General features: G+C 60.2%; 13 protein-coding genes. 10 read left to right on the forward strand and 3 right to left on the reverse strand.

What is annotated here, in order from left to right:
- Positions 1-30 precede the first annotated feature (30 nt).
- From rpsF to azu, 10 genes are all read left to right on the forward strand, one after another.
- Complete coding sequence (gene rpsF / locus AC0IXS_RS17720; RefSeq protein ID WP_004883583.1) at positions 31-456, forward strand: 30S ribosomal protein S6; 426 nt, start codon at positions 31-33, stop codon at positions 454-456.
- 28 nt (positions 457-484) lie between these two features.
- A complete protein-coding gene (gene rpsR, locus AC0IXS_RS17725; RefSeq protein ID WP_002551829.1) occupies positions 485-715 on the forward strand; it encodes a 30S ribosomal protein S18 in 231 nt (76 codons plus the stop codon).
- Positions 716-754: 39 nt separating this feature from the next.
- Entirely contained in the window at positions 755-1,651 is an 897-nt protein-coding gene (locus tag AC0IXS_RS17730) for a YybS family protein (protein ID WP_025996904.1), read from the forward strand.
- A gap of 19 nt (positions 1,652-1,670) precedes the next feature.
- Positions 1,671-2,117 (forward strand): 50S ribosomal protein L9, encoded by a 447-nt coding sequence (gene rplI / locus AC0IXS_RS17735; RefSeq protein WP_004883587.1) that lies wholly within the window; start codon positions 1,671-1,673, stop codon positions 2,115-2,117.
- Between the two features lie 123 nt (positions 2,118-2,240).
- A complete protein-coding gene (dnaB, locus tag AC0IXS_RS17740; protein WP_004883590.1) occupies positions 2,241-3,635 on the forward strand; it encodes a replicative DNA helicase in 1,395 nt (464 codons plus the stop codon).
- Between the two features lie 292 nt (positions 3,636-3,927).
- On the forward strand, positions 3,928-6,243 hold the full coding sequence (locus tag AC0IXS_RS17745) for a YgiQ family radical SAM protein (RefSeq protein ID WP_057410551.1): 2,316 nt from the start codon (positions 3,928-3,930) through the stop codon (positions 6,241-6,243).
- Between the two features lie 451 nt (positions 6,244-6,694).
- Entirely contained in the window at positions 6,695-9,973 is a 3,279-nt protein-coding gene (locus AC0IXS_RS17750) for a transglutaminase family protein (protein WP_471825303.1), read from the forward strand.
- Positions 9,974-10,061: 88 nt separating this feature from the next.
- On the forward strand, positions 10,062-12,569 hold the full coding sequence (locus tag AC0IXS_RS17755) for a circularly permuted type 2 ATP-grasp protein (protein WP_057410549.1): 2,508 nt from the start codon (positions 10,062-10,064) through the stop codon (positions 12,567-12,569).
- Entirely contained in the window at positions 12,569-13,459 is an 891-nt protein-coding gene (locus AC0IXS_RS17760) for a transglutaminase family protein (RefSeq protein WP_057410548.1), read from the forward strand. The genes AC0IXS_RS17755 and AC0IXS_RS17760 overlap by 1 nt, the downstream gene beginning before the upstream one ends.
- Positions 13,460-13,808: 349 nt before the next feature.
- Positions 13,809-14,255: an azurin gene (azu, locus tag AC0IXS_RS17765; RefSeq protein ID WP_004883598.1), complete on the forward strand. Its 447-nt coding sequence runs from the start codon at positions 13,809-13,811 to the stop codon at positions 14,253-14,255.
- A gap of 120 nt (positions 14,256-14,375) precedes the next feature.
- On the opposite strand, the gene nadE is transcribed toward azu, so the two are convergent.
- The 3 genes from nadE to AC0IXS_RS17780 form a co-directional block, all read right to left on the reverse strand.
- Positions 14,376-15,203, reverse strand: a complete 828-nt coding sequence (gene nadE / locus AC0IXS_RS17770; protein WP_122672063.1) for an ammonia-dependent NAD(+) synthetase — start codon at positions 15,201-15,203, stop codon at positions 14,376-14,378.
- Positions 15,204-15,229: 26 nt separating this feature from the next.
- Positions 15,230-16,453 (reverse strand): nicotinate phosphoribosyltransferase, encoded by a 1,224-nt coding sequence (gene pncB, locus AC0IXS_RS17775; RefSeq protein WP_449117093.1) that lies wholly within the window; start codon positions 16,451-16,453, stop codon positions 15,230-15,232.
- Positions 16,454-16,552: 99 nt separating this feature from the next.
- Complete coding sequence (locus AC0IXS_RS17780; protein WP_057410817.1) at positions 16,553-17,458, reverse strand: LysR substrate-binding domain-containing protein; 906 nt, start codon at positions 17,456-17,458, stop codon at positions 16,553-16,555.
- Between the last annotated feature and the right edge of the window lie 127 nt (positions 17,459-17,585).

Raw genomic sequence — 17,585 nt, forward strand, 5'->3', positions numbered from 1 at the left:
GCGGCAGGCTACAACCCGTAAGGAGCATTCATGCGTCATTACGAAATTATCTTTTTGGTCCACCCGGATCAAAGCGAGCAAGTCGGCGGCATGGTAGAGCGTTACACCAAGCTGATCGAAGAAGACGGCGGCAAAATCCACCGTCTGGAAGATTGGGGCCGTCGTCAACTGGCTTACGCAATCAACAATGTTCACAAGGCTCACTACGTGATGCTGAACGTTGAGTGCTCTGGCAAGGCTCTGGCCGAGCTGGAAGACAACTTCCGTTACAACGATGCTGTGATCCGTAACCTGGTCATCCGTCGCGACGAAGCCGTAACTGGCCAGTCCGAGATGCTCAAGGCTGAAGAAAACCGCAGTGAGCGCCGTGAGCGTCGTGACCGTCCTGAGCACTCCGACAGCGCCGATGGCGATGACGGCGACAACAGCGACGTTAGCGATAACGCTGACGAGTAATCCACGGACCTTTTGAGGAGCCAATTACATGGCACGTTTCTTCCGTCGTCGTAAATTCTGCCGCTTCACCGCTGAAGACGTCAAAGAGATCGATTACAAAGATCTCAACACTCTGAAAGCCTACGTATCCGAGACCGGCAAAATCGTTCCAAGCCGTATCACTGGTACCAAAGCACGTTATCAGCGTCAGCTGGCCACCGCTATCAAGCGCGCCCGCTTCCTGGCCCTGCTGGCCTACACCGACAGCCACGGCCGCTGAGACCAGGTAGTCGACAAAACGTAACAAGGGATAGAAAGCATGCGTGCCCTGGCTGAATTCATCATGCGCGGCCGTATGCAGGCCACTCTCGTAGTGGCGGGATGTGCGGCATTGCCGCTGTTTTTCTGGTTGAGTGCTGCCGCAGGATGCCTTGTGCTTCTGCGGCGCGGGTTCAGTGATGCCGTTGGTGTCCTGTCCTGGGCTCTGCTGCCGGCTTTGGTCTGGTGGTATTTCGGCGAACCACGTGTAGCCATGGTGCTGGCTGGTTCGCTGAGTTTGGCAATGGTGTTGCGTGCCAGCGAGTCCTGGGTCCGCGTGCTGCTGGTCAGCGTAGCGTTGGGTGTGGTGTACGCAGTGGTTCTGGGTGCGGTTTTTGGCGAACCCATTGAAGCGATGTCGCAGGAGTTGCAGAAACACCTGCCGGCGATGCTCTCTGGGCTCTACGAGCAAATGAACGTAGAAGAACGCGCGCGTCTGGGAGCACTGATTGCCCCCGTCCTGATTGGCCTGATAGCGGCCTTGCTGCAAATCGTCAGTGTGCTGAGCCTGATTCTTGGGCGCTACTGGCAAGCGTTGTTGTACAACCCTGGTGGTTTCGGGCGTGAATTTCGCGCCGTGAGACTCCCGCTGGTACCGTCGTTGGTGCTGTTGGTGTGCATGCTGGTGGGACCGAATTTCGGTCCGCAGATGGCAATGCTTACACCGCTCTGCAGCGTACCGCTGGTATTTGCAGGGCTGGCATTGATACATGGACTGGTCGCTGAAAAGCGCTTGTCCAGGTTCTGGCTGGTGGGGATGTACATCACGCTGCTGGTGTTCATGCAGCTGATCTATCCGTTGCTCGTGGTAATTGCCATTGTCGACAGCCTGATTGATTTTCGCGGTCGCCGGGTATCGAAAGATTCCGGCAATGGTCCTGCGAACGGTGAAGGTTAAAAGTTAAGAGGATTTCCACATGCAACTGATCCTTCTGGAAAAAGTCGCCAACCTGGGCAACCTGGGCGACAAAGTAAACGTTAAGGCCGGTTACGGTCGTAACTACCTGCTGCCTTACGGCAAAGCCACCGCTGCAACCGCTGCCAACCTGGCTGCGTTTGAAGAGCGTCGTGCCGAGCTGGAAAAACTGGCTGCAGACAAGAAAGCATCTGCCGAAACTCGCGCTGCCCAACTGGCTGAGCTGGAAGTGACTATCACTGCCACCGCTGGTGACGAAGGCAAGCTGTTCGGTTCGATCGGTACTCACGACATCGCTGATGCACTGACCGCCTCTGGCGTTGAAGTTGCAAAAAGCGAAGTTCGTCTGCCGAACGGCACTATCCGCAACGTTGGCGAATTCGACGTAGCCGTGCACCTGCACAGCGACGTAGAAGCGACCGTACGCGTTGTCGTAGTGGCTGCTTAAGCAGTACGTAATCGTCTGGCGGCATCGCCGTCAGAGGATTAACATCGGGCACGATCCTGTTCACAGGTCGTGCCCTTTGTCTTTGTGGCATCCCTATTCTGTAAACCTCGAATTCAAGTGGCCATGAACGAAATCTCCAGCCCTGAGCAATACGATCTGCAAACCGCTGCCCTCAAGGTGCCGCCACATTCCATCGAGGCCGAACAGGCTGTACTCGGTGGTCTGATGCTGGACAACAACGCCTGGGAGCGGGTGCTCGATCAAGTCTCTGATGGCGATTTCTATCGACATGACCACCGTCTGATCTTCAGGGCTATCGCTCGTCTGGCCGACCAGAACAGCCCGATCGACGTGGTGACGCTGGCTGAGCAACTGGACAAGGAAGGGCAGACCTCACAGGTCGGCGGCCTTGGCTACCTCAGTGAGCTGGCGAAGAACACACCTTCGGTTGCCAACATCAAGGCCTATGCGCAAATCGTTCGCGCGCGGGCAACCCTGCGGCAATTGATCGGCATCAGCACCGAAATTGCCGACAGCGCGTTCAACCCCGAAGGCCGTACCGCCGAAGAGATTCTTGATGAGGCCGAACGGCAGATCTTCCAGATTGCCGAAGCACGGCCCAAGACCGGCGGTCCGGTCAGCGTCAATGACCTGCTGACCAAGGCCATCGACCGTATCGATACACTGTTCAACAGTGATAACGCGATCACCGGCCTGTCCACCGGTTATACCGATCTGGATGAAAAGACCAGCGGCTTGCAACCGTCCGACCTGATCATCGTTGCCGGTCGTCCGTCGATGGGTAAGACCACCTTCGCGATGAACCTCGTCGAGAACGCCGTGTTGCGCAGCGACAAAGTCGTGCTGGTCTACTCCCTCGAGATGCCAGGCGAATCGCTGATCATGCGTATGCTGTCGTCGCTGGGTCGTATCGACCAGACCAAGGTGCGGGCCGGTCAACTGGATGACGACGACTGGCCGCGCCTGACGTCGGCCGTCAACCTGCTCAATGACCGTAAGCTGTTCATCGATGACACGGCGGGTATCAGCCCTTCGGAAATGCGCGCCCGTACCCGTCGTGTGGTGCGCGAGCATGGCGACGTGGCCATGATCATGATCGACTACCTGCAGTTGATGCAGATTCCGGGATCGAGCGGTGATAACCGGACCAACGAGATTTCCGAGATTTCCCGCTCGTTGAAAGCGCTGGCCAAGGAATTCAACTGCCCGGTCATCGCCCTGTCGCAGCTCAACCGATCGCTGGAACAGCGCCCCAACAAGCGCCCGATCAACTCCGACCTCCGGGAATCCGGAGCGATCGAGCAGGACGCCGACGTCATCATGTTCGTGTACCGGGACGAGGTGTATCACCCGGAGACCGAGCATAAGGGCATTGCCGAGATCATCATTGGTAAACAGCGTAACGGCCCCATCGGTACCACGCGTCTGGCGTTCATCGGTAAATACACCCGCTTCGAGAACCTCGCGCCGGGCAGTTACAATTTCGACGACGATTGAGGATTTGATCGTTCCCACTCTCCAGCGTGGTAACGCCGCCCAGGACGCTCCGCGTTCGCTCTCGAATGTGACGCGGAGCGTCACGGGTTGCATGCTCACGCGCAGCGATGGGCGCGATCAGTGTCGAGGCAGGCTTGTGTATAACGCCAGGCGCAGCTACACGTCCCGATTCGCGAACATCATGGAGTTGCATCGCTCCATTCAATTCCGACCACCGCAGTCGGACTTGATCAAAAAATGTGCTATATTCCGCGCCCGCGATTTTTCCAACGTGCAAACGTAGGTCCTGAACATGCAAGCAGCCAAGCCGTTATTTGACTATCCCAAGTACTGGGCCGAATGTTTCGGACCAGCACCCTTCCTGCCCATGAGTCGGGAAGAGATGGATCTGCTTGGCTGGGATTCCTGCGACATCATCATCGTGACCGGTGATGCGTACGTGGATCATCCGTCTTTCGGCATGGCGATCATCGGGCGTCTGCTCGAGTCCCAGGGCTTTCGCGTGGGCATCATTGCCCAGCCCAACTGGCAGTCCAAAGACGACTTCACGAAGCTCGGCGAGCCGAACCTGTTCTTCGGTGTCGCTGCCGGCAACATGGACTCGATGATCAACCGCTACACCGCGGACAAGAAAATTCGCTCCGATGACGCCTATACCCCCGGTGGTATGGCGGGCAAGCGTCCGGACCGTGCGAGCCTGGTCTACAGCCAGCGCTGCAAGGAAGCCTACAAGCACGTGCCTATCGTGCTCGGCGGTATCGAAGCCTCGCTGCGTCGCATCGCGCACTATGACTACTGGCAGGACAAGGTTCGCAACTCGATCCTGATCGATGCCTGCGCCGACATTCTGCTGTACGGCAACGCCGAGCGTGCGATTGTCGAAGTCGCCCAGCGCCTGTCCTATGGTCAGAAGGTTGAAGACATCACTGACGTGCGCGGCACCGCGTTCATTCGTCGTGACACGCCGCAAGGCTGGTACGAAGTCGACTCCACGCGCATCGACCGTCCGGGCAAGATCGACAAAATCATCAACCCGTACGTCAACACCCAGGACACTGAAGCCTGCGCCATCGAGCAGGAAAAAGGCCCGGTTGAAGACCCGAACGAACCCAAGGTTGTGCAGATTCTCGCCAGCCCGCGCATGACCCGTGACAAGACAGTCATTCGTCTGCCGTCGGTGGAGAAAGTGCGTAACGACGCCGTTCTGTATGCCCACGCCAACCGCGTGCTGCACCTGGAAACCAACCCGGGCAACGCCCGTGCGCTGGTGCAGAAGCATGGCGATGTAGACGTCTGGTTCAACCCGCCGCCCATTCCGATGACCACCGAAGAAATGGACTACGTGTTCGGCATGCCCTACGCACGTGTTCCGCATCCTGCGTACGGCAAGGAAAAGATTCCGGCCTACGACATGATCCGCTTCTCGGTGAACATCATGCGCGGCTGCTTCGGCGGCTGCACCTTCTGCTCCATTACCGAGCATGAAGGCCGCATCATTCAGAACCGTTCCGAAGAGTCGATCATTCGCGAAATCGAAGAGATCCGCGACAAGGTGCCAGGCTTCACCGGCGTCATTTCCGACCTCGGCGGGCCGACCGCGAACATGTACCGCATCGCCTGCAAGAGCCCGGAAATCGAATCCGCGTGCCGCAAGCCGTCCTGCGTGTTCCCTGGCATTTGTCCGAATCTGAACACCGATCACTCCTCGCTGATCCAGCTGTATCGCAGCGCGCGTGCATTGCCGGGCGTGAAGAAGATCCTGATCGCTTCGGGTCTGCGTTACGACCTCGCTGTCGAGTCGCCGGAATACGTCAAGGAGCTGGTGACGCACCACGTCGGCGGTTACCTGAAGATCGCCCCGGAACACACCGAGGAAGGTCCGCTCAATCAGATGATGAAGCCGGGCATTGGCAGCTATGACAAGTTCAAGCGCATGTTCGAGAAGTACACCAAGGAAGCGGGCAAGGAGCAGTACCTGATTCCTTACTTCATCGCGGCCCATCCGGGCACCACCGATGAAGACATGATGAATCTGGCGCTGTGGCTCAAGGGCAATGGTTTCCGTGCCGACCAGGTGCAGGCGTTCTACCCGTCGCCAATGGCCACGGCCACGGCCATGTACCACTCGGGCAAGAACCCGCTGCGCAAGGTCACGTACAAGAGCGACGCGGTCACCATCGTCAAGAGCGAGGCGCAGCGTCGTCTGCATAAGGCGTTCTTGCGCTACCACGATCCGAAAGGCTGGCCGATGCTGCGTGAAGCACTGGAACGCATGGGTCGCTCCGACCTGATCGGTTCGGGCAAGGATCAACTGATTCCGCTGCATCAGCCTGCAACCGACAGCTACCAGAGTGCGCGTCGCAAGAACTCGACACCGGCGGGCAGTCACAAGGTTGCCAAGGCGGCCAAGACCACGCTGATCCAGACCCAGCACACCGGCCTGCCGCCTCGTGGCAGTGATGGCAGCAAGCCATGGGACAAGCGCGAGGAAGCCAAGGCCGCCGCCATGGCCCGCAACAAGCAGGCTGCCAAGGAGCGTATGGAAGCGGCCAAGGGCGGGAAGGGCAAAGGCGGCAAGCCAGCCCGCAAGCCAGTGGTGCCGCGCTAGGTCACCTGCAAGCGAACGCGGGCGTATACACAAGCTTGCCTCGACACTGATCGTGCCCATCGCGCGTGGGCATGCATCTCGTGACGCTCTGCGTCACATCACGGCCGGACGCAGAGCGTCCTGAGAGGCGTTACCACGCTGGAGCGTGGGAACGATCAGTGTCGCGGGGCCTCCGGGACGCTCTGCGTCCCACTGGCATTGATCACTCGGATCAGACCGCTTTCCACGCACCTCCCTCGCGTCAATCAGATACTTCACCTCCCGTCTCATCCCTCTGCCACACTGTCTGCCACATTATTGTGCGACCCTTGCACGCTCGGCCCCGGCTGGCGCGATTTTGGTGCCTTGTCCGTTCGGGCGCGTATTGCCAGCGTCGCAGGTGCAGGACTTTGGCCGGATGGCATAAGTCTTGCGCGGATCATTTACCGTTCAGGCTCGCAGGAGGCACGCCGTGTCGATTCATATTGCCTTGCACCACGTCACGCATTACCGCTACGAACGCGCCGTCGAACTGGGTCCGCAGATTGTTCGCCTGCGCCCGGCGGCCCATAGCCGCACGCGTGTGCTGTCCTACTCGCTGAAAGTGCAGCCTGAAAACCACTTCATCAACTGGCAGCAGGACCCGCAGGGCAACTACCTGGCACGTCTGGTCTTCCCCGAGAAAACCGACGAGTTTCGTGTCGAGGTCGATCTGGTCGCCGAGATGGCGGTGTTCAATCCGTTCGACTTCTTCCTCGAGCCCTATGCCGAAAACATCCCGTTCCTGTACGCCAGCGAAGAGCAGCGTGAGCTGGCGCCGTATCTGGAAAAACTGCCGCTGACGCCTAAATTCCAGGCGTACCTGGACAGCATCAGCCGCGAACCGATACCGGCTATCGATTTTCTGGTCGGGCTCAATCAGCGCCTGAGTCAGGACGTTGCGTACCTGATCCGCATGGAACCGGGTGTACAAACCCCTGAGTACACGCTGGAAAACGCCTCAGGCTCCTGCCGCGACTCGGCGTGGTTGCTGGTGCAGTTGCTGCGTCACCTGGGCATGGCGGCGCGTTTTGTGTCGGGCTACCTGATTCAGCTCAAGGCCGACGTTGCCGCACTGGACGGTCCGTCAGGCACTGACGTTGACTTCACTGACCTGCACGCCTGGTGCGAGGTTTATTTGCCAGGCGCAGGCTGGGTCGGCCTGGACGCGACCTCCGGTCTGTTCGCAGGCGAAGGGCATATTCCCTTGGCGTGCAGCCCCGAACCGTCTTCTGCTGCGCCGATCAGCGGGCTGGTCGAACCGTGCGAAACGCAGTTCAGCCATGAAATGTCGGTCGAGCGGATCTGGGAGGCGCCACGCGTCACCAAACCTTACACGGAAGAGCAATGGCAGGACATTCAGGCGCTTGGTCATCAGATCGACGCGGACCTGCAACGCGACGACGTGCGCCTGACCATGGGCGGTGAGCCGACTTTCGTTTCCATTGATGATCGTGACGGCGAGGAATGGAATACCGCCGCGCTCGGCCCGAAAAAACGTGAGCTGTCAGCCGAGCTGTTCCAGCGCATGCGTGCCCATTACGCACCTTTGGGCATCGTGCACTTCGGACAGGGTAAGTGGTATCCGGGCGAGCAGTTGCCGCGCTGGTCGCTGAACTGCTTCTGGCGCAAGGACGGCCAGCCGGTCTGGCACAACGACGCGTTGATCGCCAGCGAGACTGAAGACTACGGCGTCACAGGCGAACTGGCAGGGCGCTTTCTGGCCAGCGTGGCCGAGCGGCTGAAGCTGCCGACCCGCTTCGTGTTTCCGGCCTACGAAGACAATTATTACTACCTGTGGCGCGAAGGCGCGCTGCCGGTGAACGTCACTGCCGAGGATTCAAGGCTCGGCGACGAGATGGAGCGTGCCCGTCTGCGCAAGGTCTTCGCTCAGGGCCTGGACAAGGTCATCGGTCAGGTGCTGCCGTTGGCGCGTACGGCTGATGGCGACAGTTGGCAGAGCGGGCGCTGGTACCTGCGTGACGATCATTGCCGTCTGGTGCCGGGCGATTCGGCGCTGGGCTATCGTCTGCCGCTGGCTTCGCAGCCCTGGGTCAAAGCGGCGGAATACCCGTTCATTCATCCGACCGACCACAATCAGGCCTTCCCGGAGCTGGATGACAGCGACTCGCTGATCTCGCAGCTCAAGTCCTCCGACACCGATGCCGAGCGCGCGCCCAAGCTTGACGAGTCTGCCGACTGGCTGACCCGCACGGCCCTGTGTGCCGAAGCCCGTGACGGGCGTCTGTATCTGTTCATGCCGCCGCTGCAGAAGCTTGAGGAATACCTCGAACTGGTCGCGGTGATCGAAGCGACGGCCGAAGAGTTGAAGTGTCCGGTGTTGCTGGAAGGCTACGAGCCGCCGAGCGACCCGCGTCTGTGCAACTTCCGCATCACCCCGGATCCGGGCGTGATCGAAGTGAACGTGCAGCCGTCCTCCAGTTGGGATCAGCTTGTGGAGCGCACCGAGTTTCTTTACGAGCAGGCGCGCCTGACGCGGCTGACCACGGAAAAATTCATGATCGACGGGCGCCACACCGGCACCGGCGGCGGCAACCACTTCGTCATGGGTGGCGCAACACCTGCCGACTCGCCGTTCCTGCGCCGTCCCGACCTGCTGCGCAGCCTGATCAGCTACTGGCACAATCACCCGTCGCTGTCGTACCTGTTTTCTGGTCTGTTCATCGGCCCGACCTCGCAGGCCCCGCGCATCGACGAAGCGCGTAACGACTCGCTGTACGAGATGGAAATCGCCTTCTCGCAAATGCCCGAGCCCGGTGAAGAAGCGGCGCCTTGGGTCGTGGACCGTTTGCTGCGCAACCTGTTGATCGATGTGACCGGCAACACACACCGCGCCGAGTTCTGCATCGACAAGCTGTACTCGCCTGACGGTGCGACCGGGCGTCTGGGTTTGCTGGAACTGCGTGCTTTCGAGATGCCGCCGCATGCGCGCATGAGTCTGGCCCAGCAGTTGCTGTTGCGCGCACTGGTGGCGCGCTTCTGGCGTGAACCCTATGCGCCCGCCAAGCTGGCGCGCTGGGGCACGCAATTGCATGACCGGTTCATGTTGCCGCACTTCATCGAGCAGGATTTCGCCGACGTCGTGGCCGACCTCAACAGCGCCGGTTATCCGGTGCGTGCCGACTGGTTCGCGGCGCACCTGGAGTTCCGTTTCCCGAAAGTCGGTGATTACGCCGTCAATGGTATCCAGCTTGAATTGCGTCAGGCGCTGGAGCCTTGGCATGTACTGGGTGAAGAGGGGTCGGGCGGTGGTGCAGTGCGTTACGTGGATTCGTCACTGGAGCGCCTGCAGGTGCATCTCACCGGCCTGCCGCCGCAGCGCTACATGTTGACCTGCAATGGCATTCCCGTGCCGCTGCAGCCAACCGGGCAGGCGGGCGAGTTCGTTGCGGGCGTGCGTTATCGCGCCTGGCAGCCAGCCAACTGCCTGCAACCGACCATCGGTGTGCATGCGCCATTGGTCTTCGATCTGCTCGACACCTGGATGCACCGCTCACTGGGCGGCTGCGAGTATCATGTCGCTCATCCGGGCGGGCGCAACTATGAAACCTTGCCGGTCAACGCCAACGAAGCGGAAAGCCGCCGCATGTCGCGTTTCTTCCGCATTGGCCATACACCGGGCAAATTGGAGGTCCCGTCGCTCAACATTAACGACGAACTGCCGATGACGCTGGATATGCGCCTGCACTGAGTCTGCGTCAACAGTGAGTCGGGTGCGCACGGACGTGACACCTGACCGCTTCATCTGAAGTCCTTTTTGCTGCCCTGCCGAGCCTTCCATGCCCGACTTGCTTGACCGATACCCGCTGTCCGAGGGTACCTACCACGAGATGCTCGATGCCGACGGGACAGTTCGTCCTCATTGGCGGCGTCTCTACGAGCACATGCGACGCAGCTCGCCTGCGCAGCTGACCCAGCGTCAGGCGCTGCTGACCCGGCAGATTCAGGAAAACGGCGTGACCTACAACGTCTATGCCGATCCCAAGGGCGCTGACCGTCCGTGGGAGCTGGACCTGCTGCCGCACATCATTCCGGCTGACGAGTGGGCGCATGTGGCGGCCGGTATCGCTCAGCGCGGACGTTTGCTCAATGCGGTGCTTGCCGACCTGTATGGCCCGCAGACCCTGATCGCCCAAGGGCTGCTGCCAGCAGAGCTGGTCTTCGGGCATAACAACTTTCTGTGGCCGTGCCAGGGCGTCAAGCCGCCCGAGGGCACGTTTCTGCACATGTACGCCGTGGACCTGGCGCGCACGCCCGATGGTCGCTGGTGGGTGACCGCTGACCGGACCCAGGCTCCCTCTGGCGCAGGTTATGCGCTGGAAAACCGCCAGATCGTCGCTCGTGCCTTGCCGGAAACTTACCGTGATCTGCAGGTGCGGCATTTGTCCGGTTTCTTCGGTGCCTTGCAGCAGACGCTAATACGTCAGGCGCCTACCAGCAATGAAGCGCCGCTGATCGTGCTGCTGACGCCGGGGCGTTTCAACGAAAGCTATTTCGAACACCTGTATCTGGCGCGGCAGTTGGGTTATCCACTGGTGGAAGGCGGCGACCTGACGGTGCGTGACGCCACGGTGTTTCTGAAGACACTCAGCGGTCTGCGCCGGGTGCACGCCATCATGCGCCGTCTGGACGATGACTTCTGCGATCCGCTGGAGCTGCGTACCGACTCGGCACTGGGTGTGCCGGGGCTGTTGGAAGCCGTGCGCCAAGGTAATGTGCTGGTGGCCAACGCCTTGGGCAGTGGTGTGCTGGAATCGCCGGGACTGCTGGGCTTTCTGCCGAAAATCTGCGAGTACCTGTTCGGCGAGGAACTGATCCTGCCGTCTGTGGCGACCTGGTGGTGCGGCGAGCCGCCCGTGCTGGCGCAGGCACTCGAAAAGCTTCCTGAACTGCTGATCAAACCTGCGTTTCCGTCGCAGCATTTCGTGCCCGTATTCGGCCGCGACCTGGACGAGGAACAACGCAAGGCACTGGCCGCGCGCATGCAGGCCCGGCCTTATGCCTACGTCGCGCAGGAACTGGCGCAGCTCTCTCACGCGCCCGTTCTGCAGGCCGATGGCGAAGCCTTGCAGCCGCGTGCTATCGGCATGCGGGTGTACGCTGTCGCGGGCCTTGATGGTTATCGTGTTTTGCCGGGCGGTCTGACCCGCGTGGCAGCCGACGCCGATGCGGACGTGGTTTCGATGCAGCGTGGCGGTGCCAGCAAGGACACCTGGGTGCTGGGTGAGCGCTCCTACAGTGGCGTGCATGCCGGCGAGCCTTTGAAAGGCCAGCGCGCATTGGGCGTCTACGACCTGATCCGGCGTGATCCCTATCTGCCGTCCCGGGTTGTGGAAAACCTGTTCTGGTTCGGGCGTTACTGCGAGCGCTGCGACGACAGCGCGCGCCTGCTGCGCATCATGTTCACCCGCTATGTCGACGATGATGATCCGCAAGCCTTGCAGGCTGCCGTGACGCTGGCCGAAAGTCTGGGTGTGCTGCCCGAGGCCGAAGAAGACGAAACGCTGCAACATCGTCTGCTGACAGCGTTATTGGGCGACGAGTGGCCGTTCAGCCTGCGCGCCAACCTGCAGCGTCTGCAATGGGCGGCCTCGCAAGTGCGTGGCAAGCTGTCCAGAGAGAACTGGCAGGCATTGGTCGAGTTGCAGCGCGAGGCCCTGAGCCTGGAATCCGAAGATCCCGACTTCGGCGAGCTGCTGGATTTCCTCAACCGCCTCGTGATGTCGCTGGCCGCGCTGTCCGGTTTTGCGCTGGATGACATGACCCGCGATGAGGGCTGGAGCTTTCTGATGATCGGACGGCGTATCGAGCGCCTCAAGTTTCTCAGCATGAGCCTGGCGGCGTTCCTGCGTGGCACCACCGTGTCGGATCAGGCCGGCCTGGAATGGCTGCTGGAGCTGGGCAACAGCAGCATCACGTATCGCTCGCGCTACATGGCGGTGCCGCACTTGATTCCGGTGCTGGACCTGTTGTTGCTCGATGACCAGAACCCACACGCCGTGCTGTTTCAGCTCAAACTGGTACAGCGCTCGTTGCGCCGCTTGAGTGACAACTTCGACGCGCCGCGTGACAACAGCCTTACGGTTCTGGCGCAGCGTCTGGCGGCTTTCGATCTCGGCAGTCTGGAAAATCCGCTGTTCGGTCAGAGCAGCATCGATGCGGTGCTGGACGGTCTCGCGGACCTCTTGCAAGGCATCGGCGAAAGCGCCGGTCAAGCCTCTGATCGTCTGGCCTTGCGTCACTTTGCCCACGTCGATGACGTCAGCCAACGCACGGTGTCCGTCTGATGAGCGCCCTTTACCAGATTTTCCATGACACGCATTACAAGTACGACAGCCCGGTGTCGCTGGCCCAGCAACTGGCACACCTGTGGCCGCGCAGCAGTCCTTGGCAGCGTTGCACCGAGCAGAGCCTGGAGATTTTTCCAGCGCCTACCACGCGCCGCGATGAGCTGGACGTGTTCGGCAATCCGCTGACCCGGCTGGCCTTCGAACGTCCGCACGACGAATTGCAGGTCAATGCACGTCTGCAGATCGAGGTGTTGGAACGGCCGTATCTGGACTTCAACCTGTCGCCGGAGTGGGAAGTCACGCGCAGCGCGTTGACCTACAGCGCCAAGCCGATGACCGCTGATGTTCTGGAAGCCTGCCGCTACCGATTCGAATCGCCCTACGTGCACTTGAAGCGCTCGTTCGTCGAGTTCTCGCAGGACTGCTTTCCACCGGGGCGGCCGTTGCTGCTCGGTGTGCAGGCGCTGATGGAAAAGATATTCGACGAGTTCACCTTCGACAGCGAAGCTACCCAGGTGGCGACGCCGTTGGTGGAAGTCCTGGAGCGCAGGCGTGGCGTCTGTCAGGACTTCGCGCACCTCATGCTCGCCTGTCTGCGTTCCCGTGGGCTGGCGGCACGTTATGTCAGCGGCTATCTGCTGACCCAGCCACCCCCCGGACAGCCTCGCCTGATCGGTGCGGACGCCTCGCATGCCTGGGTGTCGGTGTTCTGTCCTGCGTCGGGCTGGGTCGATTTCGACCCGACCAACAATGTGCAGCCTGCGCTGGAACACATCAGTCTGGCGTGGGGACGTGACTTCTCTGATGTATCGCCATTGCGCGGTGTCATTCTGGGCGGCGGCACGCATGACCCCGAAGTGCGGGTCACAGTCATGCCGGTCGCCTGAGACGCGCTTAATTCCCGGTGTCCGCCAAACGTTTATTACTCGGCGGCATCGACCCATTCAGACGCTATGCCGGGCCCGGTCGTACGCATCGTGCGGACAACTGGCGCTTGCGCCACAGGCGTAGGCGGCGAGCAGACTGCGAAACAGACTATTGAGTTGCATGAAGGTCTTTCCATGGGGAGGTCGATGTGCCGATGGTAAAGTGGCGCTCCGTATCTGGCTGTTTGATTGTTTCGATGGCACCGATAGTTCGTGCGCCTTTTGGACACCATTGGAACCCAGCCGCCATTCGACGCTCTGTTTTCAATCGTCGCTTTTTAAATCTGAAGTACCTGCCCTGGAGATTCAAATGATCCGCAAGCTTGTAGCGATTTCCCTGTTGACGCTGGCCAGTGGTCAACTGCTGGCGGCCGAGTGCTCCACTACCATCGATTCGACCGATCAGATGATGTACGACAAGAAAGCCATCGAGATCGACAAGAGCTGCAAGAGCTTCACCGTCAACCTCACGCACTCCGGCAGCCTGCCCAAGAACGTCATGGGGCATAACTGGGTGTTGAGCAAGAAGGCCGACGCTCAAGGCGTGACCACTGACGGCATGAGCGTCGGAATCGACAAGGACTACATCAAGGAAGGCGACCCTCGCGTGATCGCCCACACCAAAATCATCGGCGCGGGTGAGAAGGACTCGGTGACATTCGATGTCTCGAAGCTCGACCCTGCCGAAAGCTATGAATTCTTCTGCACGTTCCCTGGCCACATCGCGATGATGAAAGGCAGCGTAACGCTGAAGTAATTGATCGCCGTGTCTATGATCGTCCCCTACGCTGGAATGTGACGCAGAGCGTCACGGCTGCATGCCCACGCGGAGCATGGGCACGATCAGTGGCATGAGCGCGATCATCGCTGCTGCGCCTTAGGGCGCGTAAGGCAGTTCGCGCTTGTGCTGGGTCTTGGCGTAGGTGTCGCAGATGATTTTGAACGCCTCTTCGCGTACCGGCTGGCCGTGCAGGAAGGCGTCGATCTCGGTGTAGGTCACGCCATGCGCGGCTTCGTCCGGTTTGCCGGGAGACAGGTCTTCCAGGTCTGCCGTCGGTACTTTCTCTACCAGTGATTCCGGTGCGCCGAAGTGACGGGCGATGGCCCTTACCTGATGTTTCACCAGACCACTGAGCGGTGCCACGTCGCACGCGCCGTCGCCGAACTTGGTGAAGAAACCCATCACTGCTTCTGCGGCGTGATCAGTCCCGATCACCAGACCCTGACAGGCACCGGCGATGGTGTATTGAGCGACCATGCGCATCCGCGCCTTGGTGTTGCCCAGCACGAAATCCACGGCGCTGGCAGGATGGCCCTCGAACGCTTTCACTTCAGATGCGAGCGCCTTGACGCTGGGGCCGATGTTGACGGTATGGCGTTCGTCCGGCTCGATGAAATCCACTGATGCCTGCGCTTCGTGTTCGTCGGCCTGCACCATGTAAGGCAGGCGCACGGCGACGAAGCGATAACCGGTGTCGCCGGTGCTCTCACGCAGTTCCTTGACGGCGCGCTGGGCCAGCAGGCCCGCGGTCAGCGAGTCGACGCCGCCACTGATGCCCAGCACCAGTGTCTTGAGGCGGGCGTTTTGCAGGCACTGCTTGATGAAATCGACGCGGCGGGCGACTTCGGTTTCCAGAGCATTCTGGTCCGCGAACGGTGGCTGGACCTTGAGCTGTTCAGCAATCTGGCGCTGTACGGCGTGCATGATTCACTCCTCGTAGGTAGTCAAACTCAAACAGGTTTATCAGAAGGCGGCAGGTCCGGCACCTTGAACACATGCCGCAGGTAGGCGACGAAGTTCGGATCCTTGCATTGCGCCTTGCCGGGCTCGTCGGAAATCTTTGCCACTGGCTGTCCGGCGCAGGCCGTCATTTTCAGCACCATGTTCATGGGGGCAATGCCGGGGATGTCCGCCGTCAGATTGGTGCCGATACCAAAACTGACATTGATGCGCCCGCGCAGTGCCCGGAAAATCTCCAGCGCCTTGGGCAGGTTCAGGCCATCCGAGAACACCAGCGTCTTGCTCATCGGATCGATGCCCAGTTTCTGGTAATGCAGGATGCATTTTTCGGCCCACTTCACCGGGTCGCCCGAGTCGTGCCGCAAGCCATCGAACAGCTTGGCGAAATACAGATCGAAGTCGCTCAGAAAGGCGTCAGTGGTGATGCAGTCAGTCAGTGCGATGCCCAGCAGTCCGCGGTACTCGCGCACCCAGCAATCAAGCGCGGCAATCTGGCTGTCGATCAGGCGCGGCCCGAGTTGCTGATGGGCCATGATCCATTCGTGGGCCATGGTGCCCAGCGGTTTGAGGTCAAGCTGACGCGCCAGATGCACATTGCTGGTGCCGACGAACTGCCCCGGGAAGTCATTCTTGAGCACGCCCAATACTTCTTCCTGCACGCGATACGAAAAACGCCGACGCGTACCAAAGTCCGCGACCTTGAGTTCGGCCAGTTCATCCGGCGTGGCGTTGGTACTCAGCCATTCGAACTTGTCATAGAGCCGCTCGCGAGCCTGACTGAGCAGGATCTTCGGGTAACGGTGACGGTTGCGCACTTCGCTGACAATCGCCAGCAACGGCACTTCGAACATAATCACGTGCAACCACGGGCCATGCAGGCGAATGCACAGTTCGTCGTTCTCGATACTGGTCTTCACGTAACGGGTGTTAAAGCGGAACAGCCCCAGAAAGCGCAGAAAGTCGGGCTTCATGAACGTGATGCGTTCCATGAATGCCAAATGCTCGGGACTCAGTGACAGCTCGCACAGCAATTCGATCTGATGCCGTATTTCGTCCAGATAGGGCCGAAGGTCTTCACCGTTGCGGCAGCGAAACTCCCATTCTACGTCGACGTTGGGGTAGTTATGCAGGACGGCTTGCATCATGGTGAGTTTGTAAAAATCGGTATCGAGCAGACTCTGCACGATGCGATTGGAGAAGGCGCTCTCGCTCATTGTTTCGGGTCTCCAGAGCAGCCGGTAAACATGGGGGTCGCGACTTCCTGTCCTGTTGCCACGGAAAGCTCACGGCCTGCTGGGTGGGCATTGTCGCCCTTAACTGGCCGGCTGATCCAACTGTTCGAGCATCCATTGCAGGAAAACCCGTATTTTGGGCACGTCGGCGGTGTGCTCCGGATAGGACAAGTAATAGGCATTGTTGGTGCTGGGCATCGCGAAATCCCATGCGATCACCAGCTTGCCTTCAGCCAGTTCCTCCTCCACCAGAAAGCGCGGCAGCAGCGCGACACCGCATCCGACCTGGGCGGCGCGGATGCACATGTAGAAGGTTTCAAAGCGCGGGCCGTGATAACTGTGATCGGTGTGATAGCCCTGACTTTCGAACCATTCATGCCAGGCCTGCGGGCGGAACGCGTTCTGTAGCAGGACCAGGTCGCTCAGTTGCCTTGGGTCAGTGAGCGGCGCTTTCGGCAGGCTGTCAGGCGAGCAGACCGGGATCAGTTCCTCGCCGAACAGTTTCACGCTTTCCGCACCGGGTCTGGCGGACTGTCCGAAGTAGAACGACACGTCGCAGCGACCTTTGATCAAGTCATCCGACTCCTGCTCGTTGAGCAGATCCAGGTGGATATGCGGATGCCGCAGGCGCCAGCCTTTCAGGCGCGGCACCAACCATCGCGCGCCAAAGGTCGAGGGCGTGGACACACGCAGCACTTCCGTTTCCCCGCCGTAGGAGCGCAGGAAGTGCGTGGACATCTCGACCTGATTGAGGATCTTGCGCACTTCGGCCAGGTACAGCGAGCCGGCGGGCGTCAGCTGCAGCCTGCGTCGAACGCGCTGGAACAACAGGTGCTGGACCAGTTCTTCAAGCTGCGCCACCTGCTTGCTCACTGCGCTCTGGGTCAGGTTGAGTTCTTCTGCGGCGCGGGTGAAGCTCAAATGCCGGGTCACCGCCTCAAAACATTGCAGCGCAGCGATCGAGGGCAGGTGACGTTTGTTAAGCATGAATAGGCTTCTCTTTTACAAGGCGTGATGCATGAGTAATCGGAATGATATCTCGCCTAAAGGTCATTTGTTGCCCGACTGAAGGCCGGTTATTACTACGTCGCTCGCATCACCGCAAAGCAGGACT

This window comes from Pseudomonas sp. AC016 (genome assembly GCF_979253365.1).